This window comes from Pseudomonas fuscovaginae SE-1 (assembly GCF_000364705.1).
Taxonomy (GTDB): domain Bacteria; phylum Pseudomonadota; class Gammaproteobacteria; order Pseudomonadales; family Pseudomonadaceae; genus Aquipseudomonas; species Aquipseudomonas fuscovaginae_A.
This window is the reverse complement of record NZ_AQOH01000037.1, coordinates 1-25,267: the sequence shown is the minus strand read 5'-3', so window position 1 is coordinate 25,267 and position 25,267 is coordinate 1. Positions and strand designations below refer to the sequence as shown.

19 protein-coding genes are annotated in these 25,267 nt (G+C 64.6%); 15 read left to right on the top strand and 4 right to left on the bottom strand.

Annotated elements, in window-relative coordinates:
• Positions 1-2 precede the first annotated feature (2 nt).
• From K675_RS0104790 to K675_RS0104775, 4 genes are all read left to right on the top strand, one after another.
• A complete protein-coding gene (locus tag K675_RS0104790; RefSeq protein ID WP_017902371.1) occupies positions 3-857 on the top strand; it encodes an ABC transporter ATP-binding protein in 855 nt (284 codons plus the stop codon).
• A gap of 18 nt (positions 858-875) precedes the next feature.
• The gene (locus K675_RS0104785) at positions 876-1,742 is read left to right on the top strand and encodes an ABC transporter permease (protein WP_026144933.1); all 867 of its coding nucleotides are present in this window, start codon (positions 876-878) and stop codon (positions 1,740-1,742) included.
• A gap of 132 nt (positions 1,743-1,874) precedes the next feature.
• A complete protein-coding gene (locus tag K675_RS0104780; protein WP_017902369.1) occupies positions 1,875-2,975 on the top strand; it encodes an AAA family ATPase in 1,101 nt (366 codons plus the stop codon).
• Complete coding sequence (locus K675_RS0104775; RefSeq protein ID WP_017902368.1) at positions 2,972-3,619, top strand: DUF4276 family protein; 648 nt, start codon at positions 2,972-2,974, stop codon at positions 3,617-3,619. Before K675_RS0104780 ends, K675_RS0104775 begins: the two co-directional genes overlap by 4 nt.
• A gap of 1 nt (position 3,620) precedes the next feature.
• Here K675_RS0104775 and K675_RS0104770 read toward each other — a convergent pair whose 3' ends face one another.
• Positions 3,621-4,325 (bottom strand): DUF3142 domain-containing protein, encoded by a 705-nt coding sequence (locus tag K675_RS0104770; protein WP_017902367.1) that lies wholly within the window; start codon positions 4,323-4,325, stop codon positions 3,621-3,623.
• 6 nt (positions 4,326-4,331) lie between these two features.
• Positions 4,332-6,506: a hypothetical protein gene (locus tag K675_RS0104765; protein WP_017902366.1), complete on the bottom strand. Its 2,175-nt coding sequence runs from the start codon at positions 6,504-6,506 to the stop codon at positions 4,332-4,334.
• 213 nt (positions 6,507-6,719) lie between these two features.
• Here K675_RS0104765 and K675_RS0104760 point away from each other — a divergent pair, with 213 nt between their 5' ends.
• Genes K675_RS0104760 through K675_RS0104745 form a run of 4 tightly spaced genes read left to right on the top strand, consistent with a single transcriptional unit; the run spans position 6,720 to position 11,438 of the window.
• Positions 6,720-7,499, top strand: coding sequence for an efflux RND transporter periplasmic adaptor subunit (locus K675_RS0104760; protein WP_017902365.1), 780 nt, complete (start codon positions 6,720-6,722; stop codon positions 7,497-7,499).
• Positions 7,496-8,818 carry an efflux RND transporter periplasmic adaptor subunit gene (locus K675_RS0104755; protein WP_017902364.1) on the top strand — a complete coding sequence of 441 codons (1,323 nt, stop codon included), beginning with the start codon at positions 7,496-7,498 and terminating at the stop codon, positions 8,816-8,818. The genes K675_RS0104760 and K675_RS0104755 overlap by 4 nt, the downstream gene beginning before the upstream one ends.
• Positions 8,818-10,914 (top strand): HlyD family efflux transporter periplasmic adaptor subunit, encoded by a 2,097-nt coding sequence (locus K675_RS0104750; RefSeq protein WP_017902363.1) that lies wholly within the window; start codon positions 8,818-8,820, stop codon positions 10,912-10,914. The genes K675_RS0104755 and K675_RS0104750 overlap by 1 nt, the downstream gene beginning before the upstream one ends.
• A 29-nt stretch (positions 10,915-10,943) precedes the next feature.
• Positions 10,944-11,438 (top strand): GNAT family N-acetyltransferase, encoded by a 495-nt coding sequence (locus K675_RS0104745; protein WP_017902362.1) that lies wholly within the window; start codon positions 10,944-10,946, stop codon positions 11,436-11,438.
• Here the strand turns inward: K675_RS0104745 and K675_RS0104740 are convergent.
• Complete coding sequence (locus tag K675_RS0104740) at positions 11,431-11,742, bottom strand: hypothetical protein (RefSeq protein WP_017902361.1); 312 nt, start codon at positions 11,740-11,742, stop codon at positions 11,431-11,433. The genes K675_RS0104745 and K675_RS0104740 overlap by 8 nt on opposite strands.
• A 51-nt stretch (positions 11,743-11,793) precedes the next feature.
• Positions 11,794-12,381, bottom strand: coding sequence for a phage tail protein (locus tag K675_RS0104735; RefSeq protein WP_017902360.1), 588 nt, complete (start codon positions 12,379-12,381; stop codon positions 11,794-11,796).
• A 220-nt stretch (positions 12,382-12,601) separates the two neighbouring features.
• On the opposite strand from K675_RS0104735, the gene K675_RS0104730 reads away from it, so the two are divergent.
• From K675_RS0104730 to K675_RS0104700, 7 genes are all read left to right on the top strand, one after another.
• Positions 12,602-14,191 carry a glycosyltransferase family 39 protein gene (locus K675_RS0104730; RefSeq protein WP_017902359.1) on the top strand — a complete coding sequence of 530 codons (1,590 nt, stop codon included), beginning with the start codon at positions 12,602-12,604 and terminating at the stop codon, positions 14,189-14,191.
• A 177-nt stretch (positions 14,192-14,368) separates the two neighbouring features.
• Positions 14,369-15,214, top strand: coding sequence for a sulfotransferase family protein (locus K675_RS0104725; protein WP_026144931.1), 846 nt, complete (start codon positions 14,369-14,371; stop codon positions 15,212-15,214).
• 120 nt (positions 15,215-15,334) lie between these two features.
• On the top strand, positions 15,335-21,304 hold the full coding sequence (locus K675_RS0104720; RefSeq protein WP_017902357.1) for an Ig-like domain-containing protein: 5,970 nt from the start codon (positions 15,335-15,337) through the stop codon (positions 21,302-21,304).
• A gap of 89 nt (positions 21,305-21,393) precedes the next feature.
• Entirely contained in the window at positions 21,394-22,911 is a 1,518-nt protein-coding gene (locus K675_RS0104715) for a TolC family protein (RefSeq protein WP_026144930.1), read from the top strand.
• Entirely contained in the window at positions 22,892-23,494 is a 603-nt protein-coding gene (cysC, locus tag K675_RS0104710) for an adenylyl-sulfate kinase (RefSeq protein ID WP_017902355.1), read from the top strand. The genes K675_RS0104715 and cysC overlap by 20 nt, the downstream gene beginning before the upstream one ends.
• Positions 23,491-24,279, top strand: coding sequence for an aspartyl/asparaginyl beta-hydroxylase domain-containing protein (locus K675_RS0104705; RefSeq protein ID WP_026144929.1), 789 nt, complete (start codon positions 23,491-23,493; stop codon positions 24,277-24,279). The genes cysC and K675_RS0104705 overlap by 4 nt, the downstream gene beginning before the upstream one ends.
• Positions 24,267-25,211, top strand: coding sequence for an aspartyl/asparaginyl beta-hydroxylase (locus tag K675_RS0104700; RefSeq protein ID WP_017902353.1), 945 nt, complete (start codon positions 24,267-24,269; stop codon positions 25,209-25,211). The genes K675_RS0104705 and K675_RS0104700 overlap by 13 nt, the downstream gene beginning before the upstream one ends.
• The last annotated feature ends 56 nt before the right edge of the window (positions 25,212-25,267 follow it).

Genomic DNA, 25,267 nt, shown 5'->3' with positions numbered 1-25,267 from the left:
TCATGAATGCCCCCTTGCAAGGCCACGCGGCCAGCAAACCGATCGCCACGGCTCCCGCGCTGCTGGCGGTCGACCGGGTCAGTCTGGAGTACCGCACCCCGCAGCGGGTGGTGCGGGCCACGCACCGGGTCAGTTTCGACGTCGACCAGCAGGACCGGTTCGTCCTGCTCGGACCCTCCGGTTGCGGCAAGTCGACCCTGCTCAAGGCGGCGGCCGGGTTCATCCGGCCCTGTGAGGGCGAGATCCGCCTGCAAGGGCAGGTGGTCACCGAGCCGGGCCCGGACCGCATCGTGGTGTTCCAGGAATTCGACCAACTGCCACCGTGGAAGACGGTCAAGCAGAACGTCATGTTCCCGCTGCTCGCTTCCGGCACGCTCAAGCGCCGCGAGGCCGAGGAGCGCGCCCTGCATTACCTGGAGAAGGTGGGCCTGGCGGCCTTCGCCGATGCCTATCCGCACACCTTGTCCGGCGGCATGAAGGCCCGCGTGTCGATCTCCCGGGCCCTGGCGATGCAGCCGAAGATCCTGCTGATGGACGAACCGTTCGCCGCCCTCGACGCGCTGACCCGGCGCAAAATGCAGGAAGAGCTGTTGCAGCTCTGGGAGGAAGTGCGCTTCACGCTGCTGTTCGTCACCCACTCGATCGAGGAGGCGCTGGTGGTGGGCAACCGCATCCTGCTGCTGTCTCCTCACCCAGGGCGGGTGCGGGCGGAAATCCACAGTCATCAGTACGACCTGCACAGCCCGGGCGGCCCGGCTTTCCAGGCGTCGGCCCGGCGCATCCACCGGCTGCTGTTCGACGAAACCCCGCAGGCCGAAACCGAACTGGATTTCGCCGATATCCGCATTGCCTATTGAGCGGCTGGAGAATTGCCGATGAGTCTTTCATCCCCCGTGCGTGAGGAATACGAAGTCACCCTGGAGCCGTTGCTCGAAGTGCCGCTGGAGCGCGACCTGTCGCTGGCGCAACGACTGTGGCAACAGGGTTGGTTGCGCAAGAGCCTGATCCTGGTGCTGCTGGCGGTGTTGTGGGAAGCGGTGGCGCGCTACCAGAACAACGACCTGCTGCTGCCGAGCTTCCTGCAGACGGCCAGCGCCCTCTACGACGGCTTGCTCAGTGGCGAGTTGGTGGGCAAGGTATGGGTTTCCCTGCTGGTGCTGCTCAAGGGCTATCTGGTGGGGGTGGTGCTGGCGTTCGGCCTGACCACGTTGGCGGTATCGAGCCGCTTCGGCCGCGACCTGCTCGGCACCCTGACCTCGATGTTCAACCCGTTGCCGGCCATCGCCCTGTTGCCGCTGGCGCTGCTGTGGTTCGGGCTGGGGCAGAACAGCCTGATCTTCGTGCTGGTGCACTCGGTGCTGTGGGCGCTGGCGCTCAATACCTACGCCGGCTTCCTCGGCGTATCGGAAACCCTGCGCATGGCCGGTCGCAACTATGGCCTCAAGGGCCTGCGTTTCGTGCTGTTCATCCTGATTCCGGCGGCGTTGCCGTCGATTCTCGCCGGACTGAAGATCGGCTGGGCGTTCGCCTGGCGCACCCTGATCGCGGCGGAACTGGTGTTCGGCGCCACCAGCGGCAAGGGCGGACTGGGCTGGTACATCTTCCAGAACCGCAACGAGCTGTATACCGACAAGGTCTTCGCCGGGCTGGCGGTGGTGATCCTGATCGGCCTGCTGGTGGAGAACCTGGTGTTCGACAGCCTGGAGCGGGTGACCGTGAAGCGCTGGGGCATGCAGCGTTGAGGAGGTTCTGCTGATTTCTCGACGGCCGCTGGGTTGATTGGCGAGTGCAACCGATACCTGTTCTGGCGATAATGCCTGCTATTTGACACGGTATGCCCTCGTTCGGCATGCAACGCCATTCGGGATGCCCAGATGATCAAGAAAGTGGATGACTCGGATCAGCTATCGCGGCTGGTCTTGCGCGGCTACAAGTCGATCGCCGAATGCGATATCGAGTTGGGCAAGATCAACGTATTGATCGGCGCGAATGGTGCTGGTAAATCCAACTTCATTGGCTTCTTTCGCCTGATCAACCGTATCTTGGATGAGCAGTTGCAGGCCTCTGTGGGCGCTGCGGGCGGTCCGGATGCCTTGCTGCACTTTGGCCGAAAGAAAAGCGAGAGCCTGAAGGCCGAGCTGTATTTTGGTAATAACGGTTATAAATTCACGCTCATGCCCACTCAAGACAATCGAATGATGTTTGTGCATGAAGCGCTCTGGTGGGAGAAGTCGGGCGATTGGCGCGCAAAGGCCGGGCACTTTGAGTCGTACGCTGAAGCACAGAAAAGCAAGACGCTTATCTATAGGCATGTCGTACCCGCCATGCGCAGCTGGCGCCTCTATCATTTTCACGATACGAGCCAAAGTGCCTGGGTCAAGCAGATCCATGGGATCAACGACAACGAATACCTGCGTGACGATGCTCGCAATCTGGCGGCGTTTCTTTACCGTTTGAAAAATCACCATGAGGACCATTACAAGCGAATCGTCAAATCGATCCAGTTGGTGGCCCCATTTTTTGGTGATTTTCATCTACGCCCTACTGTAGACAACAAAGAAAAAATCCAGCTTGAGTGGACAGAGAAAGGGCAGGATGTACCTTTTAATGCCAGCGCTTTGTCCGATGGCACGCTACGTTTCATCTGTCTTGCCACTGTCCTGCTCCAGCCTGAAGAGTTCATGCCCTCCACCATCTTGATTGACGAGCCCGAGCTGGGGTTACATCCGTTTGCGATCACTGCACTGGGCGCTCTGATGAAGTCCACGGCGCAGAGTCATCAGTTGATCATTTCGACGCAATCGGTCGAGTTGGTAAATGAGTTCGATGCTCATGACCTGATCGTTGTGGATAAGGTGGGGGGGGCATCCGTATTCCGGCGGCCTGACGAAAGCTTCTTGGCTGAGTGGCTGGAAGAGTACAGCCTTGGGGATCTCTGGAAGAAAAATCTGCTGGGCGGGAGGCCGTCCCGATGACTCGTCTGATTCTTCTGGTTGAAGGCCAGACGGAAGAGGCCTTCGTACGAGAGCTGTTGGTTCCGCATTATGCCCGTCTAGGTATCTACCTCACTGCAATTATTGTCAGCACCAGCCCCGGTTATAAAGGCGGTGTCGTGAGTTACGCCAAGGTCAGGCCGCAACTGATCCGTCTCTGTCGGCAGGATCGTTCCGCTTATGTCTCGACCCTCTTTGATCTCTATGCTCTGCCCAATGATTTTCCTGGCAAGAATGCGCCAGAATTTCCGACCAAGGGTTCCGGTGCGCAAAAGGCCGCCTTTCTGGAGGCGCAGTTGGCCTTGGATATCAATGAACGGAACTTCATCCCGCACTTGCTGGTACATGAGTTTGAGGCACTGTTGTTCGCTGGAGTTGAGCAATTTGCTCAATGGGCTGATGACGTAACGGTTTCCGCGCTCAGTGCCGTGATGACGACCTACACGACGCCCGAGGACATTAATGACAGTCCGAGTACGGCACCTTCCAAGAGGGTGCTCAAGGTCATGCCAGGCTATCAGAAGACCTTTCATGGTCCTTTGATTGCCTGCGATATTGGCCTGGATGTGATACGCGCCGCTTGCCCGCATTTTCATGCATGGCTGGGCAGGTTGGAGGCGATATAGTTCAAGGATTCTGCAAAAACACCACGTAGCCGCGAAACCACTCGCTGTCCTGGAGATACGGGGGCTCCTGCCACTCGCCGCCCTGGATCAACCCGATCTTGAACGGCAACCCCAGGCGATTCATGCGTGGCAGGTACGCGGCGTAATCGGGAATGCTGCGGCGTCCCTGGTAGGTCTGTACCACCACTTCATCGACGACGCCCTTGAGCTGGGCGATGGCCTTCGGATCGGCATTGCTGCTCCAGTCCATCAGCCCGGTGATGCTCAGGCGCAGATCGGCCGGCAGCCGCTGACGCAGGTCACGCAGGAAGTCGGCGTACTCGTCGAGGTAGCGGGTACGGGCATCGAAGTCGATCTGGATGCCGACCACCGGGTTGCCCGCCTGCTGCCAGCGCTTGACCTGGCCGAGCAACTGACGATAGACCGACTCCGGCCAGCGCAGGGTATGGGCGCGATAGACCACCCACACCTCGCCCCGGCTCAGGCGCGGAATCGCGATGCCCTGGGCGATGAAGCTGATGCCGCGCTGGCGTGACTGACTGACCTGGCCCTGCAGTACGTACAGACTGCGCGCCTGGGCCAGCACCGGCTGCGGAGCGACCCCGCTCCACAGCCAGAACGCGTCATGCTCGCGCGCATCGACCGCTGCCAGTGCCTGGCTGGCACTCAGCCAGGCGGCCAGCAACAGCCAGCACCCTCGGCCCATCGACACTTACCAGTAGTACTGCAGCGACTTGCCCCACTGGGTGTCGGCGTAGCTGCCCTTCAACTGCCTGAACCAGGCCTTGCGTTGCGCCGGCTCGACTTCCTTGCCGCCGCAGCTGTTGTAGCCCGCGGGGGCATAGCAGTTGATCGCCCGGAACAGCGCGTAGGCCTTGTCCGTGCGCGAGGCCTTGGCATCGGCCAGGACCTGCTGGTAGCCGTCCAGGCGCGAGTACACCGGGCCTTTGAACAGCGATGGCGTACCGCCCAGCTCGTCCTTGTTGCGCTGGCTGTCCAGCGGCATGCCGTCGAGGCCGTTGCGCAGGATGAATTCACCGAGGCAGTTGAGTGCCGCCGGTGCCTTGGCATCGGCCTGCAGGCTGGCGACGGTCTCGGCGATGGCCGGGCAGGTGTAGCCGGACTCGGCCTTGGCGCCGTTCCAGCGGAACAGCCGCAGCGACTGGCCGTCGCTGTAGACGTAGCCCAGGCTGGTGCCCAGCTTGGTGTCGGCCGGTTCGGCGGGCAGTTGCTTCAGGTCTTCGCTGAAGTCCTGGTAGTGGCCCAGGCGCAGGTCCTTGTACAGCAGCACGAACAGCGCGCTGTCGCGCTCGGTGGCATCCGCGCCCTGCTTGACCTGCTGGCGCAGCAGCGCGGCGTCGGCCACGTGGCGCAACAGGATGGCGCGTACCTGCGGGGTCTTGATCGGCGAATCGGCGGCGAACACCTTGGCCACCTGCTGGCTGCGCTCGTAGTGGTTGGCCAGCGCCAGTTCCAGCTGTTCACGTTGCAGCGGCTGTTTCGCCTGGGCCAGCAGTTGCAGCCACAGCGTCTCGGCCGCCGGCCAGTCCTGCTTGGCTTCCAGCGCCAGGCCCCGCAGCATCTGCTGGCTGAAGGCGAAGTAGTCGAGCTTCGACGGGATTTCGCTCGGCAGAGTCTTGAGCGTCAGATCCGGGTTCTTCCCGACATACAGGTGGAACGCCGCCAGCAGGTAGTCATGCAGCGCCGGTTGCGCGGCGAAGATCGCTTTGTGGGTCTGCAGGGTTTCCAGGGTCAGTTGCTTCTTCGATTCGTAGTCACCCGCCGTGCGCATGGCCATCAGGTCGTTGACGGCCTGGAACAGCGGGTCGTTGATTTCGCCGACGCCGAACACCAGCTTGCTGTCGATTTCCTGCACCAGGCTGTCCGAGGACACGTTGCGTGGGGCATCTTCGGGCAGGCTGAACTGCCAGAGGTATTCGGCCGCCTGTTTGTCGACCTCGCCCGCCTGCCAGTAGACCCGACGCAGCAGGCCACGGGCGGACACCGCGTAGGCACCTTGTGGATAAGCCTTGAGGTAGGCGTTGAAACCGTCCTCGGCCTGTTTCAGTTGTGCGGGGTCGGCCTCTTTGTCAGTGGGCATGCCCTCGGCATCGAAAGTGTTCTGCTGGGCGAGGTTCAGCGCGGTACGCGCCTGCATGTACAGCGCGGTCTCCTTCAGCCAGGGCTGGCTGTTCTGCGCCAGGTTGGCGAAACCGCTGGCCGCTTCACTGAAACGGCCGCTGTAGAAGTCGCTGGCGGCGCGCAGGTAGGTGACGAACGCCTGCCCTGGCGCCGATTGTACGTCGGTGGGCAACAAGGCGGCCTGCTGCGCCGGGTCCCAGTTGCAGGTGGTGAGCATCTGTACCCGCGAGCGCGCCAGGGCCTGGCGTTCGGCCTCGGACAGCTCGCCGGTGGCGAGCAGCGCCTCGATGAAGGCACTGGTGCTTTCCTCCGAGTTGCTGCGGCAGCGGCTGCCTTCGCCGGAGAGGAAGGCATCGCCGGCCGGGGCCTCGTCGCCGCGCTTGATCCCGAGTTTTTCCAGGGTTTCGTCCAGCTCGACGCTCTCGGCGTTGCTCACTTCGCCGCTGGCGTCCGGCACGTTCGACTGCAGCCGGGTATTGGCGAAGGGCACCGGGCCGTAGCCTTCGGCGAGATCGTCTTCGCTCAGTTCGTTGGGCGCCAGCGGCAGCTTGCCCTGGTCCGCCAGCAGCAGGCGCAGGTTGACCCGGCTGTCGTTGCCCGGGGCGAGGAAGGCCAGATTGCTGCAGCGGTCCAGCCCGTACTGCATCATCGACCAGCGTGGATAGCAGAAATCGTCGGAGCTGGCCTGGGCCTGAGAGGAGAAGGCAACGCCCAGCGCCAGGGATGTCAGAAGAGCGATACGCATGAATTGTCCTTAATCCGTAAACGTGCGGCGCCGAGGCCGGGGAGGGCCGTCATCATACCGAAGCGCGGCCAGTCCACCTATGCTTGTACCGCACGCGGCAGCGCAGGCTGTGAGCTGCCGCACATCGGCAAGCCGGGGCGGGATGCTGGCAATCTGCTTGACGCTCACTCTGGCTACCGTAGACTCGCGATTGTCCGACAAGGAGTCACTGTGATGCAGCGTTTTTGGGGTTTGGTTTTCGGGTTGTCCTGTGTGGCGCACGTGGCTCAGGCCCAGGCGGCCGAGACGGATCCGCTGTTGGACACGGCTGCGCCTGCTGCTCACGCGACCACGGCCAGCGAGGCCCGTGGCGTGTTGCGCGCGCGCGACCAGGCGATGCTCGCCAGCGAGCTGTCCGGGCGGATCGTCGAGTTGCCGTTCAGCGAAGGCGAGACCTTCAGGCAGGGCGAAATCCTCGCGCGTTTCGACTGCTCGGCCTATCAGGCCCAGCTCGCTGCCGCCCAGGCCGCCGGTCGTGGGGCCAACGAGGAACTGGCGCACAACCGTCAGCTCGCCTCGCTCAATTCGCTCGGCCGCTTCGAAGTGGCCCGCGCCGAGGCCAAGGTCGCCGAAGCGCAGGCCCAGGCCCAGGTCTACCAGGTCCAGGTCAAGCGTTGCAGCGTCATCGCGCCCTATGACGGGCAGGTCGTGCAGCGCAAGGTCCAACGTTACGAAAGCGTTTCGGCCGGCTCGCCGATGCTCGAAATCGTCGACAACCGCACCCTGGAGATCCACCTGCTGGTACCGTCGCGCTGGATGGGCAAGCTCAAGCCGGGGCAGACCTTCAGTTTCGTCCCGGATGAAACCGGCCAGCCGCTGATCGCGACCATCAAGCGCCTCGGCGCACGGATCGACGAAGGCAGCCAGACCCTGTTGCTGGTGGCCAGCCTGCCCAAGGCCGAAGGCCTGTTGGCGGGCATGAGCGGCACGGCGCATTTCGCGGAGCTGAAATGAACGCACCGGTCGCGGGCGCGGCGGAGCGGGTCTTTGCCCAGTTCCTCGATCTGGAACGCTTGACCCGTGCCGCGCGTAGCACCGAAGAGTTGGCCTACAGCCTGGTCAATGACGGTCAGGCGCTGTTCGGTTTCCGTCATGCCGCCTTGCTGATCGCCGGCAAGGTGCGCGCGGTGACCGGCGTCAGCGCGGTGGAGCCGAATGCGCCATTCGTGGCTTTCGTCGAGCACGCCGTGGCGCAACTGTTCAAGCTGGAACGGGCCAAGCCCGCCACCGTGGTGCCGATGGAGGCTTTCAATGCCTCGATTGTCGACGACTGGCGGAGCCTGTCCGCGCCACAGGTGTTCTGGTTGCCGCTGCTCGACCACGAGGGCGAGGTATTCGGCGGCCTCTGGCTGGCCCGTGACAATCCCTGGAGCCCTTCCGAACAGGTGTTGCTGGCGCAACTGGGCGACACCTACAGTCACGCCTGGCTGGCGCTGCAGCCCCGCCGGCCGTGGCGCTTGCGGCTGACGCGCAAGCGCCAGGCGCTGTTGGTCGCCCTGGCGTTGCTGAGTCTGCTGATTCCGGTGCGCCAATCGGTGCTGGCACCGGCCGAGGTCGTGCCGCTGGCCGGGCGGGTGGTGGCGGCGCCGTTGGACGGGGTGATCGCCGAATTTCTGGTCAAGCCCAACCAGACGGTGAAAGCCGGCGATCTGCTGGTACGTTTCGAAAGCACCACCCTCAAGGCCCAGGCCGATGTGGCCCAAAGGGCACTCGGGGTGGCCGAGGCCGAATTGAAGGCCAATTCCCAGCGGGCCTTCGCCGATGCCGAATCGAGTTCGAAACTCGACCTACTGGCGGCCCGGGTCGAGCAGAAGCGCGCCGAGCGTGACTACGCCGCCGAACTGCTCAAGCGCAGCGAGGTTCGCGCCGAGCGCGACGGCATCGCGGTGTTCGCCGATGCCGAACGCTGGACCGGCAAGCCGGTACAGACCGGTGAGCGCCTGATGGAGCTGGCCGATCCGAGCCAGGCCGAGCTGCGCATCGAACTGGCGGTGGGGGATGCCATCGCCCTGGAACCGGACGCCGAGGTGGCACTGTTTCTCGACAGCGACCCGCTGCAGCGCCATTCGGCCAGGCTCGAGCGGGTGGCCTATGAGGCGCAGACCACCCCGGCCGGGCAGTTGGCCTATCGCCTGGACGCCGGCTTCAGCGACTCGCCGCCACCGCGTATCGGCCTGCGTGGCACCGCGAAAATCTTCGGCCAGCGCGCACCGCTGGCCCTTTACCTGCTGCGCCGGCCGCTGGCTGGGTTGCGCCAGAGCGTTGGCCTGTAATGAACCTGCCCAGCCTGCGCGCGGACCTGCAACTCACACCCGCCTCGGCGGCCCTCGACGGCTCGCCACGCTGGACCCTGGCCGACCCGGTGCGCGGTCGTTATTTCAAGCTGGGCGCCCAGGCCATTCGCCTGCTGCGGCACTGGTCGCTGGGCGACCCGGCGCGGGTGCTGCAGGCGGCGAACGGCGAACCGGGCCTGCCGCTGGGCGAATCGGAACTGGAGCAGATGCTGGCCTTCCTGCGCAGCCACGATTTGATCGCCGCCCTCGACCCCGAGCAGCGCGCCAGCTATGCCTGGAAAGCCGCCGCCTCGCGCCAGAGCCTGTGGCAGATGGCGCTGCACCAGTACCTGTTCTTCCGCATTCCGCTGTGGCGCCCGGATGCCTTTCTCAATCGCGCCTGGCCGTGGCTGGCGCGGTTCGGCCCGCGATTGCTGCGCTATGGCCTGCCGCTGACGCTCGGCCTGGGTGTGTTCCTGGTCTCGCGGGACTGGGAGCGCTTTCTCGCGACCTTTCCGCACCTGTTCAGCCTCGGCGGGGCGATGGCCTTTGGCGTGGCGTTGTTTTTCGCCAAGCTCTGCCACGAGTTCGGCCATGCCTTCATGGCCAAGCGTGCCGGCTGTCGGGTGCAGAGCATGGGCGTGGCGTTCATGGTGTTGCTGCCACTGTTCTACACCGATGTCAGCGATGCCTGGCGGGTCAACGACCGCAAGGCGCGCCTGCTGATCGGCGCCGGCGGGGTGCTGGCGGAAATGTTGCTGGCCTGCATCGCCCTGCTGGCCTGGTCGCTGCTGCCGGACGGGGCGGCGCGCACGGCGGCGTTCATGCTCGCCAGCGCGACCTGGCTGACCACCCTGGCGGTCAACCTCAACCCGTTCATGCGCTTCGATGGTTACTTCCTGCTCAGCGACTTCTGGGAAGTCGACAACCTCCAGGGACGGGCTTTCGCCCTGTGTCGCTGGCGGCTGCGCGAGGCGCTGTTCGGCTACGGCGAGCCGGCGCCCGAGCCCTGGTCGCCGCGCATGCGTCGGCGGCTGCTGGGTTGGGGCTTCATGTCCTGGCTGTGGCGGGCGGCGCTGTTTTTCGGGATCGCCCTGGCGGTCTATCACCTGTTCTTCAAGTTGCTGGGCATTTTCCTGATGCTGGTCGAGCTGGGCTGGTTCATCTTCCTGCCGATTTTCAAGGAAACCCGCGAATGGTGGGCTCGCCGCGAGCAGGCGCACACCCCTCGGGTGCTGCTCAGCGGCCTGGGCTTGCTGGGCCTGCTGTTGCTGGTGGTGGTGCCCTGGCGCAGCAGCGTGGAGGTGCCGACGATGCTGGAGGCGGGGCGCGTCACGGCGTTGCATGCGCCGGTCGCGGCACGGGTGCGCCAGGTCAATGTGCAGGATGGCCAGCGGGTCGAGCAGGGAGCGGTGCTGGTGGAACTGGAGTCGCCGGATATCGAGTCGCGTTCGGTCATCGTTCGACGCGAGATCGATATCCTGCAATTGCAGTTGCGTCGCCAGGCCGGGCGCAGTGAAACGGCGGCGGATGTCGGTATTCTCGAGCAGCGGCTGGCCGAGTCGGTGGCCGAGTATCGTGGTCTGCAGGCGCGGCGTGAGCGCCTGCTGCTGCGGGCCCCGCAGGCCGGCCAGGTGCGTGACCTGATGCCGAACCTGCGTGCCGGGCGCTGGGTCTCGACCCGTGAGCCGCTGGCGCGGGTCGTCGAGGACGGCACGCGCCTGCGCGGCTACCTGGCCGAAGAGGACCTGTGGCGGGTCGCGCCCGGCGCGAGCGGGCGCTTCGTCGCCGACGACCCGATGCGCCCGGCCTGGCCGGTGGAGTTGCTGGATATCGACGCCAACGGTGTGTCGGTCATCGACCAGGAGGCGCTGACCTCCGACCACCACGGGCCGATTGCCGTGCGCCGTGACGAGAATCGCCGACCGGAACCGCTGCAGGCGCAATATGGTGTCCGGCTCAAACTGCTCGAAGACGTCCCCACGCCCAGCCACCCGCTGCGCGGCGTGGCGGTGCTGCAGGGCCGCAGCGAGTCGTTGCTGGGCATTGCCTGGCGCCGGATGGCGGCGCTGGGCGTACGTGAAAGCGGCTTTTGATCATTGACCAGGTACAGGGAAACAGACTGATGTTGAACAGTTCGTCGGCCGCCGGCTTGTCCATGCGGCCCTCGCGGCCTACCGATGCGCCCTTTCTGCAAAGCCTCTACCAGTCGGCCCGGCCGGAGTTGCAGTGGATCGATGCCGAGCCGGAGTTGATCGAGCAGGTGATCGCCCAGCAGTTCCAGGTGCAGGAACAGGGTATCGGCGAGCATTTCCCCGACGCCATGCACTATGTGGTGGAGAAGCTCGATACGCCCATCGGTGTGCTCAGTGCCGACTTCGGGCCCAATGAAATCCGCGTGCTTTACCTGGCGTTCATTCCGGCGGCACGGGGCAAGGGCTTCGGCCGGGTGGTGCTGCAGGGGGTGCAGCAGGCGGCAACTCAGGTGCGCTGCCCGGTCGCCACCACGGTCTGGACAAGCAATCCTCAGGCACGCCAGCATTATCTGGCGCTGGGGTTTCAGGTCGAGCAGAGCACACCGGGTGCCGAGCGGCTGGTGTGGTACCCGAATTTCAGTTGAAGACGATGTTGAAGTAGCCCAAGGCCGGATCACGACCCAACGCCGGCTCCCTCGACACGAAAATGCCTTCCAGCAGTCCCGTCTGCGGCAGCTCAAGGCTGCATAGACCATCGACGAAGTCCGTCGGTTGCAGGCTGTGTAGCTGCACAGTGAACGGCATGCGACTGATTTCCGGCAACTGCGCTTTCGGGCGCAAGCCTATGGCCTCGATCCGGACCTGCAGTTGGCTGCCGTCGGGCAGGTGCAGCAGGGAGGGCTGGTCCAGCAGAGGCTGGAAGTGTTCGCTTGAAACATGTTGCAGCATCGATACTCTCCGGCAGTGTGGGAGTCGGGCAGCCGACTCCCACCTGTTCAATCAGTTACGCGAAGGGAAGATACCTTCCAGGGCGATGCTGAAGTTCACCGCCAGGTACGGGTTGATGACATTGACCGGCACGCTGCCACCGACGGTGTTCAGGGTGCCGCCGATGGTGCTGCCCACGCCCTTGAGTGGAACGGCCGTTCCCAACTGGTCGGAGAAGATACCGGCCGAGGGTGGGCCGGACGGTGCGGAGGCGCCGATGTAGCAGTTGGTGGCCGTTGGTGCGGTGGTCGCGTTGCTAGGGGCGCTCGCCAGGCCGATGATGGTGTTGACCGTCAGGTTGGCGGTGGAGATCTGCTGGGCGGGCACGTTGGTGCTCAGCAGGGTGACGCTCTCGCTGCCAGAACTCTGGCCGATGGTGCGCGGGGACAGGCCGGGCCCGGTACCTTGGCCGACCGGCAGGCGGCTCTGCAGGTTGGGCAGGGCGAAGTTGGTGGTACCGTTGCCGCCATAGTAGGTGCCGATCAGGGCGAACAGCACCTGTTGCTGTGAAAGGGGCATCAGTTGCCCTGCGCAGAGCGCCCAGCCCCGCGGGGCAAAGTTGAATCCGAACATCTGGATAGTACCGACAAAAACTTCCATGGATCCATTTCCTTCAGTTGTGTTGAGTGAGGTGCCGCGCCTGGTTTCCCCAAGTCTGTTGAGCACCGGCTGACAGAGTAGCCTTTGTCTTTGACATTCAGGTGTTTTTTTGTCGGACAAAAATCGCCCGTGGAACAGATGGGCAAGCCCAGGTCGTTCTGGCCTACAATCACTGCGTCTTGCCTCCAGAGGGGCAGTCGTTGACTTGTTGAGGGTGGTGATGGGCGTTCCCGGTAGTAGTGAAACGATAAAGCGGCTTTACGATCGGCCTGTCATACCCCTGCAATCCCTTGCGCAACTGTTTCGCGAACCCTGGCTGGTACCGCTGCTGGCCGTGGCCCTGGCGTTGCGCCTGTATCAACTGACAGCCGCCGCGATCTGGGGCGACGAGGGTTCCAGCCTGCTGCTGGCGCAATACCCGCTTGCCGAGCTGTGGACGCATGCCGCCCGTGATGTTCACCCGCCCTTGTATTTCGCCCTGTTGCGTGGCTGGATCAGCCTGTTCGGCGACTCGATTCTGTCGATTCGCCTGGCCAGCGCCGTGCCCGGCGTCGTGGTGGTATTTCTTGGCATCTGGCTGGCGCACCTGGTTGCCGCCGGGCGCCGGGTGACGATTCTGGCCGGCCTGTTGCTGGCGCTGTTGCCCACGGCGGTGCGCTACAGCCAGGAAATCCGCATGTATTCGCTGCTGGGCGTGTGGCTGCTGGGCGCGACCCTGGCCCTGGTCTACTGGGTCCACAATCCGCAACGTAAGCGCTACCTGGTGGCCTATGTCGTGCTGATGGCGGCCGGGTTCTACACCCATTACTTCACCGCGCTGTGCGTGCTGTCGCACTGGTGCTGGCTGTTGTTGCTGCGCCGCCATCCCGAAATCGGGCAGAGACCCATCGCCTGCCGCGACTGGTGGCTGGCCAACGTCGCGATCGTGGTGCTGTTCCTGCCCTGGTTGCCGGGCCTGGTCGACCTGGTGCTGCACATGGATGACCTCAAGGTCGGCGGCGATGTCGGTTGGGAGCCGCCGGTGACCTTGCGTTCGTTGCCTTCGATGGTCTGGCAGGTGATGGCCCAGGACGATGGCGAGGGCATGCCGGTGTGGCTGCTCACCAGCCTGCCGAGCGTCATCGCGCTGGCGATGGTGTTCATCGTCTGGACTGATCGCAGCCGCTTCCATCTGGAAACACTGCTGGTGATCTACAGTGCCCTGCCACTGTTGCTGGTGTTCGCCGTGTCGTTCGTCTCACCGGTGTTCATCGAGCGCTACCTGACGGTACCGGCGCTGAGCCTGCCGATCATCCTGGCCCTGGCCATCGTCCGCCTGGCGCGAGACGGCCGGCTCCTCGCCGGGCTGCTGCTGGCGGCGGTGCTGGCTGCCGAGGGCGTGGGGCTGAAGAACAACTACACGGTGGATGCCGGTGACCAGTTCAACAACATGGTCGAGTACATGAACCGGCACAGTCAGGCGGGCGACCAGGTGGTGCTTGGCGACATGTTCTGGTATCTGACCTGGGGCTATTACGACAAGAGCGCCACCTCGCCGCGGCTCTACACACCGCCGACCCGCAAGGGCTTGTCGACCCGCCCCAACAGCTATGGTTTCGGTACCCTGATCGATGAAAGAGCCGGCGTTTACCTGGACCATCTGGAAGACCTGCCAGCGGGCAATGGGCGGGTCTGGCTGGTGATGAGCCGCGTGGCGCCGGACGAATTTCCGTCGATTCCGACCGGCTGGCGGAAAATCGACCAGGGCGCTGGGGGGGATACCCAGGCGATCTTGTATGAGACCTGCCATCCTTCATGTAGTGGGCACTAACCGCTAAAGCCTTGATCTAGAGCGACAAGACCGTTCGCAAGGTTTATTCGAGCCGGGAAAAGCCCGTGTTAACGGGCCTTTTCCGGCTTAAAGACCAGCTAGTTGATATCAAAACACTACTAGTCCGAAACACTTCCTTACGCTACGCTTTGTTCTACAAAAGGACTTACGCCTAGGGTGAAGGGATTGCGCCGTTTCCATTTTATCTCCGGTTTGCCGCGCTCCGGCTCGACCCTGCTGTCCGCCATTCTTCTGCAGAATCCGCGTTTTCATGCCGGCATGACCAGCCCGGTCGGCTCCCTGTTCGCCAGCGTCCTGGGCCAGTGCAGCGCCGGCAGCGAGTTCGGCTCGGTGATCGACATCGACATGCGTCGTCGCCTGCTGGGCGGGCTGTTCGACGCCTACTATGCCGACAAGGCCGACAAGTCGGTGGTCTTCGACACCAATCGCCAGTGGTCCGCGCGCCTGCCCGCGCTGCGCGACCTGTTCCCGCAGTCCAAGGTCATCGCCTGCGTGCGCAATGTCGCCTGGGTCATGGACAGCATCGAACGCCTTTATCGCGCCAATCCGTACGAAAACACCAAGCTGTTCGTCGATGACGCCGAACGCAACACCGTCTACAGCCGGGTCGAGACCCTGGCCCAGCGCAATCGCCTGGTGGGTTATGCCTGGGCGGCGCTCAAGGAAGCCTATTACGGCGAGCACGCCGACTCCCTGCTGGTGGTCGACTACGACCTGTTGAGCCAGGCGCCCGAAATGGTCATGCGGCTGGTCTACGACTTCATCGGCGAGCCCTGGTTCGAGCACGACTTCGACAACCTGGTCTACGACGCACCGGAGTTCGACCAGTCGCTGGGCATCGCCGGGTTGCACAAGGTCAAGCGCAAGGTCGCCTTGCAGTCGCGGCGCACCATCCTGCCGCCGGACCTGTTCGAACAATATTCCAAGCTGTCCTTCTGGCTCGATGGAGCTTCCAGTGCAGCCAACGTCATACGCGTGAAAAACTCCGCTGCGGTCAATTGACCGCAGTTTTCATTTGAATCCTAGAACGTTCGATCCCTGGTGAGCAGCATGTGGTGGAGCAAACAGAAGTCGCGGGCGGTACAGCGAGCAACCCAAGGCACCCAGTCCCCGGGCGCACCCATGATCATGTTCCTGGAACCGCGCATGCTGTTCGACGGCGCGGTGGCGGCCACGGTGGCGGACGCGGCGGACAGCCATCCGACGGCCGATGCGGCCAAGCCCCCGAGCGCTGACTCGACGTCCGCGAGCAAGGACACCCATGCCCAGGCGGACGCCACCCCGACGCCCGCCGCGGCCGCCGTGCCCGGTCAGACCGTGGTGTTCGTCGACTCGCGGGTCAAGGACTTCGACAGCCTGCTCAAGGGCGTCGCGCCCGGTACCCAGGTGGTGGTGCTCGACGGCAGCAAGGACGGCCTGCAACAGATCGCCGACTACCTCGATACCCACCAGGGCGTCAGCTCCGTGCAACTCATCGCCCACGGCAACGCGGGCGACCTGTGGCTGGGCAGCACCTATCTGTCGGCCGACAACGTGGCGGCCCGTGCCGATGTGCTGGCGCGTATCGGCAGCGACATGAACGTCGGCGGCGATATCCTGATCTACGCCTGCAACACCGCTGCGGGGGACAAGGGCCTCAGCTTCGTCGACTCCCTGGCGCAGTACACCGGGCGTGATATCGCCGCGTCCACCAACCGTACCGGCCTGGGCGGGGACTGGACCCTGGAAATCGCCACCGGCAGCATCGAGAGCCGCAACCAGCTCTCGGCCGATGCCATGGCCGCCTATCAGTACGGCCTGGCGACCATCACCGTGACCAACAGCAACGACACGGGTGCCGGTTCCTTGCGCCAGGCACTGAGCGATTCGCTGGCCGGGGATATCGTCACCTTCAATAGCGCGATGACGGTGAATCTGAACAGCCAGTTGGTCATTGCCAAGAACCTCACCATCGACGGCGACCTGAACAATGATGGGGTTGCCGACGTCACCCTGAGCGGGCAGTACAAGACGCAGGTGCTCAAGGTGAACTCAGGTGTCACCGCGACCCTCGACGGCCTGGTCATCACCCAGGGCCTGGCCGCCGGCAACGGTGGCAACGCTGGCTCCGATGCCACGGCAGCGATGGGTGGGGGTATTGTCAACGCCGGTAACCTGACACTCAACAACGTCACGGTGACGGCCAACGCCGCCTCCGGTGGCGGCGGTGGTGGTGGGGTTCAAGGCGGCACCGTGGGCGGCGGCGGCGGCGGCGGCGGTGCCCTGGGCGGGCAGGTTGGCGGTCATGGCGGTATCGCGGGCAACGGTGCGGGCTCCTACGGCGGGACCAGCGGCAGCGCCAACACCGGTGGCAATGGCGGAGGCTTCACACCGGTCGACATGGGCGGCCGAGGTGGCAGCAGTACCGGCGGCGCGGGTGGTGTGGGGTCCTATGGCTACAGCAATGGTGGTGCCGGTGGCTCCGCGAGCAGCGGCTCCCTTTCCATCGGCGGTGGCGGTGGTGGTTCCGGCTGGGACAAAACCGGCGGTACCGGCGCCGCTGCCGCTGGCGGCATCTTCAACGACACCACGGGCACCCTGACCATCACCGGCAACTCGGTCGTTTCCAACAACCTCGGTGCCGGCGGTGGCGGTGGCGGTGGCGGCGGTAATGCTCCAGGCGCCTCTGCCGATCCTGGGGGCGCGGGTGGCCGGGGTGTGGGCGCGATCTGGAACAAGGGTACCCTGCTCATCAGCGCGGCCAACCTGTCGGCGCTGAACAGCGGCCAAAACAGCGGTGCCAGCGGCATCGGCGGCAAAGGCCCGGGCAACGTCACGGCGGGCTCGCCGGCCGCGGTGGATGGTATCTACAACGAAGGTGCTCTCAACCCACCGCCGACCGCGACCATCGTGGTCAGCAACACCGCGCAGCGCGTCGGCAGCACCTCGCTGGTGACCATCACCTTCAGCCAGGCGGTGACCGGGTTCACCAACAGCGACCTCACCGTTTCCAACGGCACCCTCAGCGCTGTCAGCAGCAATGACGGCGGCATTACCTGGACCGCGACCTTCACGCCGAATTCGGGCGTCACCAGCGCCAGCAACGTCATCACCCTGAACAATGCCGGAGTCAACAGCGCATTCAGCGGTACGGCGGGGACGGGCACCACCACGTCCAACAACTACACCATCGATACCCAGCGGCCGACCGCAACCGTGGTGGTCAGCAACAGCACGCTGAACATCGGCGGCACCTCGCAAGTGAACATCACCTTCAGCGAGGCGGTCACCGGTTTCAGCCTGGCGGACATGACGTCGTCCAACGGCATTCTGAGTAACCTGACCACCAGCGACAATATCCACTGGACCGCTACGCTGACGCCGGTCAACGGCAATGCCAGCAGCGGCAACGTCATCACCCTGGACAATACCGGCTACACCGATACCGCGAGCAACACCGGTACCGGCGTGACTCTGTCCAACGCCTACGCGGTGGATACCCAGCGCCCCACCGCGACCATTGTGGTCAGCAACAACTCGCTGAGCGCCGGTGGCAGTTCCCTGGTGACCATCACTTTCAGCGAAGCGGTGAGCGGGTTCACCAACGCCGACCTGACGGTGGCCAACGGTAGCCTGAGTGCAGTGAACTCCAGCGATGGCGGTATCACCTGGACTGCCACCCTCACGCCGAACTCGAACACCACCAACGCCAGTAACGTCATCACCCTGGCCAATAGTGGTGTCAGCGATCAGGCGAACAATGCTGGCAGCGGCACCACCACCTCCAATACCTATTCGATCGACACCCAGCGGCCGACGGCGAGTATCGTGTTCGCCAACCCTAACCTGGGCATTGGCCAGACCTCGCTGGTGACCATCACCTTCAGCGAGGCGGTGACCGGCTTCAGCAATGCCGACCTGACCGTGGAAAACGGTACCCTGAGCGCGGTGAGCTCCAGCGACGGCGGCGTCACCTGGACCGCCACCTTCACCCCGACGGCCAACCTCGTCAGCCCGAGCAACCACATCACCCTGGACAACAGCGGGGTGCAGGATGCAGCAGGCAACGCCGGCAGTGGCACCACCACTTCGAGCAACGTCGCCATCGATGGCGTGCGGCCGACCGCGACCGTGGTCGTCGCCAACCCCTCCCTGATACTCGGCCAGACGTCGCTGGTGACCATCACCTTCTCGGAAGCGGTGACCGGTTTCACTACCGCCGACCTGATGGTTGCCAATGGCACCCTGACCGGCCTGAGCAGCAGCGACGGTGGCGTGACCTGGACCGGGACCCTCACCCCGACGTCGAACATCACCGACACCAGCAACGTCATCACCCTGGACAACACCGGCTATACCGATGGTGCCGGCAACGCCGGGACCGGGACCACCACGTCCAACAACTACGCGATCGACACCCAGCGTCCGACCGCGACCATCGTCATCGCCGACCCGGTGCTCACCGCAGGCGAGACCTCGCAGGTGACCATCACCTTCAGCGAAGCGGTGACCGGTTTCACCCTGGCTGACCTGACCTCTGCCAATGGCACCCTGAGCAACCTGAGCAGCAGCGACGGTGGTATCACCTGGACCGCGACCCTCACCCCGAGCGCGAACACCAACAGTTCGACCAACACCGTTGTCCTGGCCAACACCGGTATCGCCGACCTGGCCGGCAACAGTGGGGCGGGCACCACCAGTTCGGCGAACTTCACCATCGACACCGTCCGCCCGACCGCGAACATCGTGGTTGCCAATCCGGCGTTGAGCATCGGCCAGACCTCGCTGGTGACCATCACCTTCAGCCAGGCAGTGGTCGGGTTCAGCAATGCCGACCTGACGGTGGAAAACGGCACCCTGAGCGCCGTGAGCAGCAGCGACGGTGGGGTCACCTGGACCGCCACCTTCACCCCGACCGGCAACCTCAGCGACGCCTCCAACCACATCACCCTGAACAACAGCGGTGTGCAGTCGGCTTCCTCGGGCAACGCCGGTAGCGGTACCACCGATTCCAACAACTATGTGATCGATACCCAGCGTCCGACCGCGACCATCGTCGTGGCCAACGATCACCTGGGTATCGGTGGCACCTCGCTTGTGACCATCACCTTCAGCGAGGCGGTGACCGGCTTCAGCCTGGCCGACCTGACGGCCGTCAATGGTGTCCTGAGCAACCTGAGCACCAGCGACAATATCACCTACACCGCAACGCTCACCCCGGCTGCCGGGGTCACCCAGAACAACAACCACATCACCCTGGACAACACCGGCGTGGCCGATGTGGCGGGCAACGCCGGCACCGGCACTACCAGCTCGAACGCCTACAGTGTCGACAGCCAGCGGCCGACGGCGACCATCGTGATCGCCGATCCGGTTCTTTCCGCAGGTGAGAACACCACGGTGACCATTACCTTCAGCGAGGCCGTCACCGGTTTCGACAACAGTGACCTGAGTGTCGCCAATGGGACTCTCAGCACACTGACCAGCAGTGACGGCGGCATCACCTGGACCGGCACCTTCACGCCGAACACCAACGTGCGCGATACCACCAATGTCATCGCCCTGAACAACGCCGGCTACACCGACCTGGCCGGCAACAGCGGTGTCGGCGTGACCAACTCGGGCAACTACAGCATCGACACGGTACGTCCGACCGCGACCATCGTCGTGGCGAATCCGGCCCTGAACGCCGGCGCGACGTCGCTGGTGACCATCACTTTCAGCGAAGCGGTGGCCGGCTTCACCAACGCCGACCTGACAGTCGAGAACGGTACCCTGAGTGCAGTCAGCAGCAGTGATGGTGGCGTCACCTGGACCGCCACCTTCACTCCGACCACGAACGTCAGCGATACCAGCAACCTCATCACCCTGGACAACAGTGGTGTGCAGAACGCTTCGGGCAACGTCGGCAGCGGTACCACCAGCTCCAACAACTACAGTATCGACACCCAGCGTCCGAACGCGACCATCGTCGTGGCCAACCCCAACCTGGGCATCGGCCAGACCACTACTGTCACCATCACTTTCAACGAGGCGGTGAGCGGTTTCGACCTGACGGACCTCAGCGTCGCCAACGCCACGCTGTCCAACCTGACCAGCAGCGACGGTGGCAAGACCTGGACCGCGACCCTGACGCCGACGGCAGGGCTCACCGACCCGACCAACCTGATCGTGCTCGACACGGCGCTGGTCTCTGATGCCGCGGGCAACACCGGTTCGGGTATCGCGATCTCCAACAACTACGGGATCGACAACGACCGGCCGACCGCGACCATCGTGGTCGCCAACCCGAACCTGACTGCGGGCCAGACCACGACCGTGACCTTCACCTTCAGCGAGAAGGTCACCGGTTTCGATCTGTCTGACCTCAGCGTGGCGGGCGGCACGCTGTCCAACCTGGCCACCAGCGATGGGGGCAAGACCTGGACCGCGACCCTGACGCCGACGGCGAACACCACCGATCCGAGCAACTTCATCACGCTCGACACCAGCCTGGTCACCGACCTGGCCGGTAACGCCGGGGTCGGTTTCGCCAACTCCAACAACTTCGCGGTGAATACCGTGGCCCAGGGCGGCGATCCGCAGTTCCGCGTCAGCGGCCCGACCGGACCGGTCCTGACCACGCCGAACCAGCCACTGCAACCGACCATCTTCGGGCCGCCGACCGGCAACCTCGGTTCGCCGCTGGGCTTCCCGCCGCTGTTCGAGCAGCGTGACATGGGCGCGGGGCTGCCGCCGACCGGCAGCATCTTCATCAACAACGGTGCACTGGCCCCGAGTTTCATCGCCCAGGTGTTCAGTTCCAGCGATAGTGGTGGCAAGAGTAATGGTGACGGCTTCCTCGGCTTTGGTGGCGGCGACGGCGGGGTGTTTGGCAGCAGCACCGTGTCGGGCTTGTTCAACCGCGAGTCGGCGAGTGGCGAAAACGGTGGGGCCAAAGCCTTCGAGCGCCAGGGCAGCAAGAGCCTGGGCGACCCTGCCCAGGGTCTGCGCGGGATCTTCGGTGCGCCGACCCTTGGCCAGCAGTTGCAACAGATCAAGGATGCCGAGCAGAAACAACTGCATGAGTTGGCCTGGGCGCTCGAGCAGGTCGGCAGCGAAGTGACGGCCTGAAACATTCTGGCCTGAACCTATTGGAAATCCGCGCCGACAGCGATCGGCGCCTATAAAAAAGAAAGCGGTAGTCAGGGGCGATGCTAGGGATGAGAAGAAGTCAGAAGTTGTTCAGCGTCAGCCTGCTGGCGCTGGTAATCAGTGGTTGTGCCGTCACCAGCCAACCGATCGACCGCAGCGTCAGCGAACAGCGCGCGAAAAGCGATTTGCAGAACATGTACAAGGACCAGGAGCCGCTCAATGGCCCGCTGACCCTGCATGAGGCCATGGCCCGCGCGGTGAAGTACAACCTCGAAGGTCGCCTGAAGATCATGGAAGAGGCCCTGGCCAAGCGCCAGCTGGATCTCGCCAGCTTCGACATGCTGCCGCGCATGGCGCTGTCGGCCGGTTATGCGGGGCGTAACAACGTGAGTGCCTCCAGTAGCCAGAACGTCAGGACTGGTGAGCAGTCTCTGGTACCGTCGACCTCTCAGGATCGCGATCGCAACGTCGCCGACCTGACCATGGTCTGGAACGTGCTCGACTTCGGCGTCAGCTACATCAACGCCAAGCAGCAGGGTGACCAGCGCCTGATCGTCCAGGAACGTCGTCGCAAGGTCATCAACACCATCGTCCAGGACGTGCGCTCGGCCTACTGGCGGGCAGTCGCGGCCGAACGCCTGCTCAAGCAGATCGACAGCCTGATGGCGCGGGTCGAGGCGGCCCGGAACAACAGCCAGCAGATGAGCGACCAGCGCATCGGCGACCCGATCCAGGCCCTGGGCTACCAACGTGCGCTGATCGAGGCCACCCGCCAGCTGGAAGAGCAGCGCAAGGCGCTGTCCCTGGCCAAGACCGAGCTGGCGACCCTGATCAACCTGCCGCTGGGCACCAACCTGACCCTGGCGACCACGGACGACTATGCGATTCCGGAGCTCAAGGTCGACATGACCAGGCTCGAACAGGAGGCCCTGGCCGGTCGTCCCGAACTGCGCGAGCAGGACTACCAGACCCGCATCAGTGCCAACGAGACTCGCAAGGCCATGCTGCGCCTGCTGCCGGGCCTGGAGTTCTCGGCCGGCGGGCACTACGACAGCAACTCGTTCCTGGTCAACGACAAGTGGGCCGACTACGGCGTCAAGGTCACCTGGAACCTGTTCAACGTGATCTCCGCCCCGGCGGCCATCGACGTCGCCAAGGCCGGCGAGGAAGTCGCGGGGGCCCGGCGCCAGGCGATGTCGATTGCCGTATTGGCCCAGCTCTACGTGGCAAACGCCAACTACCGCGAGGCGCTGCGTCAGTTCAAGACCAGCCAGCAGTTGTCCAGCATCGACAGTCAGATCGTCGGCCAGTTGCGTAACCGCCACCAGGCGGCGGGCATCGGCGAACTGGAGCTGATCCAGGGCGAGCTGAACAACCTGCAGGCCGACCTGCGCCGCGACCTGGCCTATGCCGACCTGCGCAATGCCTACGGGCAGATCTTTGCCAGCGCCGGCCTGGACCCGCTGCCACCACAGGTCTCCTCGACCAAGGTCGAAGCGATCGCCAGCGCCCTGGCCACCCGCGAGTCGCAGTGGGCGGCGGGTAACATCAGCACGCCAGCGCCCAATGCCAAGACGCAGCAGTAACCTGCTGGCGCCGCAGGCGAGCGTCAACAGACTGCAGCGCGAGACCCGCAACGGTCATCGGGGGGCCGCCATTCTGCTCACCGGTTTGCCGGCAGCGGGCAAGTCGACCCTCTCCCAGGCACTGCAGGCCACGCTGTTCGAGCGTGGTCTGCAGTGCCTGGTGCTCGACGGTGATGCCCTGCGCGCAGGCTTGAACAGCGACCTGGGGTTTGCCGAAAGCGATCGTCAGGAGAATATCCGCCGGGCCAGTGAGTTGGCCGGCCTGCTGGTGGACAACGGACAGATCGTGATCCTGGCGATGATTGCGCCACAAGCCCGGCAGCGTGAGCTGTTCGCCCGGCGTCTGGGCGAGGATTACCATGAAGTCTGGTGCAGTGCGTCGTTGCAGGTCTGCGAGGCGCGTGACCCGAAGGGTAACTATGCCCGGGCCCGAAATGGCGAGCTGGCGAGCTTCACTGGTGTCTCCGCGCCTTACGAGATCCCCGATTCGCCGGCGCTGGTCCTGGAGACCGGGCGTTTCTCCGTGCCGGACTGTGTTGCTCAGTTGCTCGAGCATCTACGGGGCAGTGGGGTGATTGTCTGAGCCTGCCTGCCTTTTCCCGCCTGCCGCTCACGGTGGACCTGCCGTTGCTGCTGCAGGCGCTTTCGCGTATTCCCGAGTCGGCCTGGAAGGCCCACTACAATACCGGTTACTACGAGGGGGACTGGAGTGGGGTGGCGCTGATCTCTCCGGCCGACGCGTTGAGCGAGCTGGCCCATGGGGCTGGGGCGGCGGTCGAACGTGGGCCCTGGCGGCAGGATGCGGCTTGGGCGAGTGCCCTCGACCTGCCGTTGTCGATCCGTTCGGCCCGCCTGCTGCGCCTGGGGCCTGGCGGGCGCATCCATGAACATCGCGACTACGACCTCGGTGCGCCGGACGCGGACCGGCGGCTGCACATTCCGCTGCTCAGCCCGCCCGGGGTGGATTTCCTGCTCGACGGGCAGCGTATCCCGATGAAGGCCGGCGAGCTGTGGTTTCTCGATCTGGCCCGCCCCCACAGTGTCGATAACTGGGGGGAGGGCGAGCGTATTCACCTGGTGCTCGACTGTCGTCCCGAGGCCTGGCTGGAGCAGCAGATCGGCGCCGGCCTGGCGAGCACCCCGGCCGCCGGTGTTGGCCGCGCGGCCGGCGATCTTGCTCGGTTTCGCGCCCTGCTGGAGAGCGAGCCGGCCTTGTGTGAAACCTTGCAGAGTCTGGAGGACAGCGAAGCCTTCATTGCCCGTACGCTGGCGCTGGCGGCCGAACGCGGCCTGCGTTTCGGCCGCGCGGACCTGCGGACGGCGATGCGCCAGGGGCGCGCCGCCTGGAGTCGACAATGGAGCTTCTGAAGAACTGGCTGCCGATCCGCCTCTGGCGGCAGGCCGATGACTGGCGGGTGGACTGGTGCTGGTTCGGTGAGCGCAAGCTGGTGCAGCCGTTCTTCTGCGATGCGGTGGACGAGGCGCTGCGGTTGCCGTTCAACCAGGCGTTTCGCCGGGAAACCCCGTTGGCGGCGCTCAGTGAATGGCGCACGCCGGCCGTCGCGCCCAGCGTGTTCATCTATCACGCCTCGCGTTGCGGTTCGACCCTGCTCAGCCGGATGCTGGCTCAGTTGGACGACCACATCGTCGTCAGCGAGCCTCCGGCGTTGGACAGCCTGTTGCGCAGCGGGCTCGCGCCCGAGGAACTGCGGGCGGCGCTGCGTGGCCTGCTGGCGGCCTACGGTCAGCGTCGGCGTGGTGACGAACGGGCGCTGGTGATCAAGCTCGATGCCTGGAATATCGGCGAGCTGCCGTTGCTGCGCGAGTGCTTCCCCGATACGCCGTGGCTGTTCGTGTACCGCGACCCGCTGGAAATCGCCGTCTCCCACTGGCGGCGGGCGGGTATGCACATGGTGCCGGGGATGATTGGCGCCAGTTGCCTGGATACCCCCGGCCAGGACGATTCGCGGGAGGACTACATCGCCGCGCGTCTGGGACGGCTGTTCCAGTTGGCGGCGGAGCATTGCCAGGCTTTTGGAGGGCTGCCGGTCAACTACCGGGAATTGCCGCTGGCGCTGGACGGGCGGCTGGGCGAGTTCTTCGGGCTAGACGCCCGGGAGCGTCGCCAGGCGTTTGCCGCGACGGGGCAACATGCCAAGCAGCCAGACCAGACCTTCGTGCCCGACAGCCAGGACAAGCACCGGGAAGCTTCAGAGCGGCTCAAGGAGCGTGTCGGTTTCTGGGCTGACGCTCCGTACCAGGCCCTGGAGCGTCTGCGCCAGGCCAGTTCTCCACGGTAGCGACTACACGGCCTGCCTGTGGCGAGCGGGCTTGCCCGCGCTCGGCGGCATGGCAG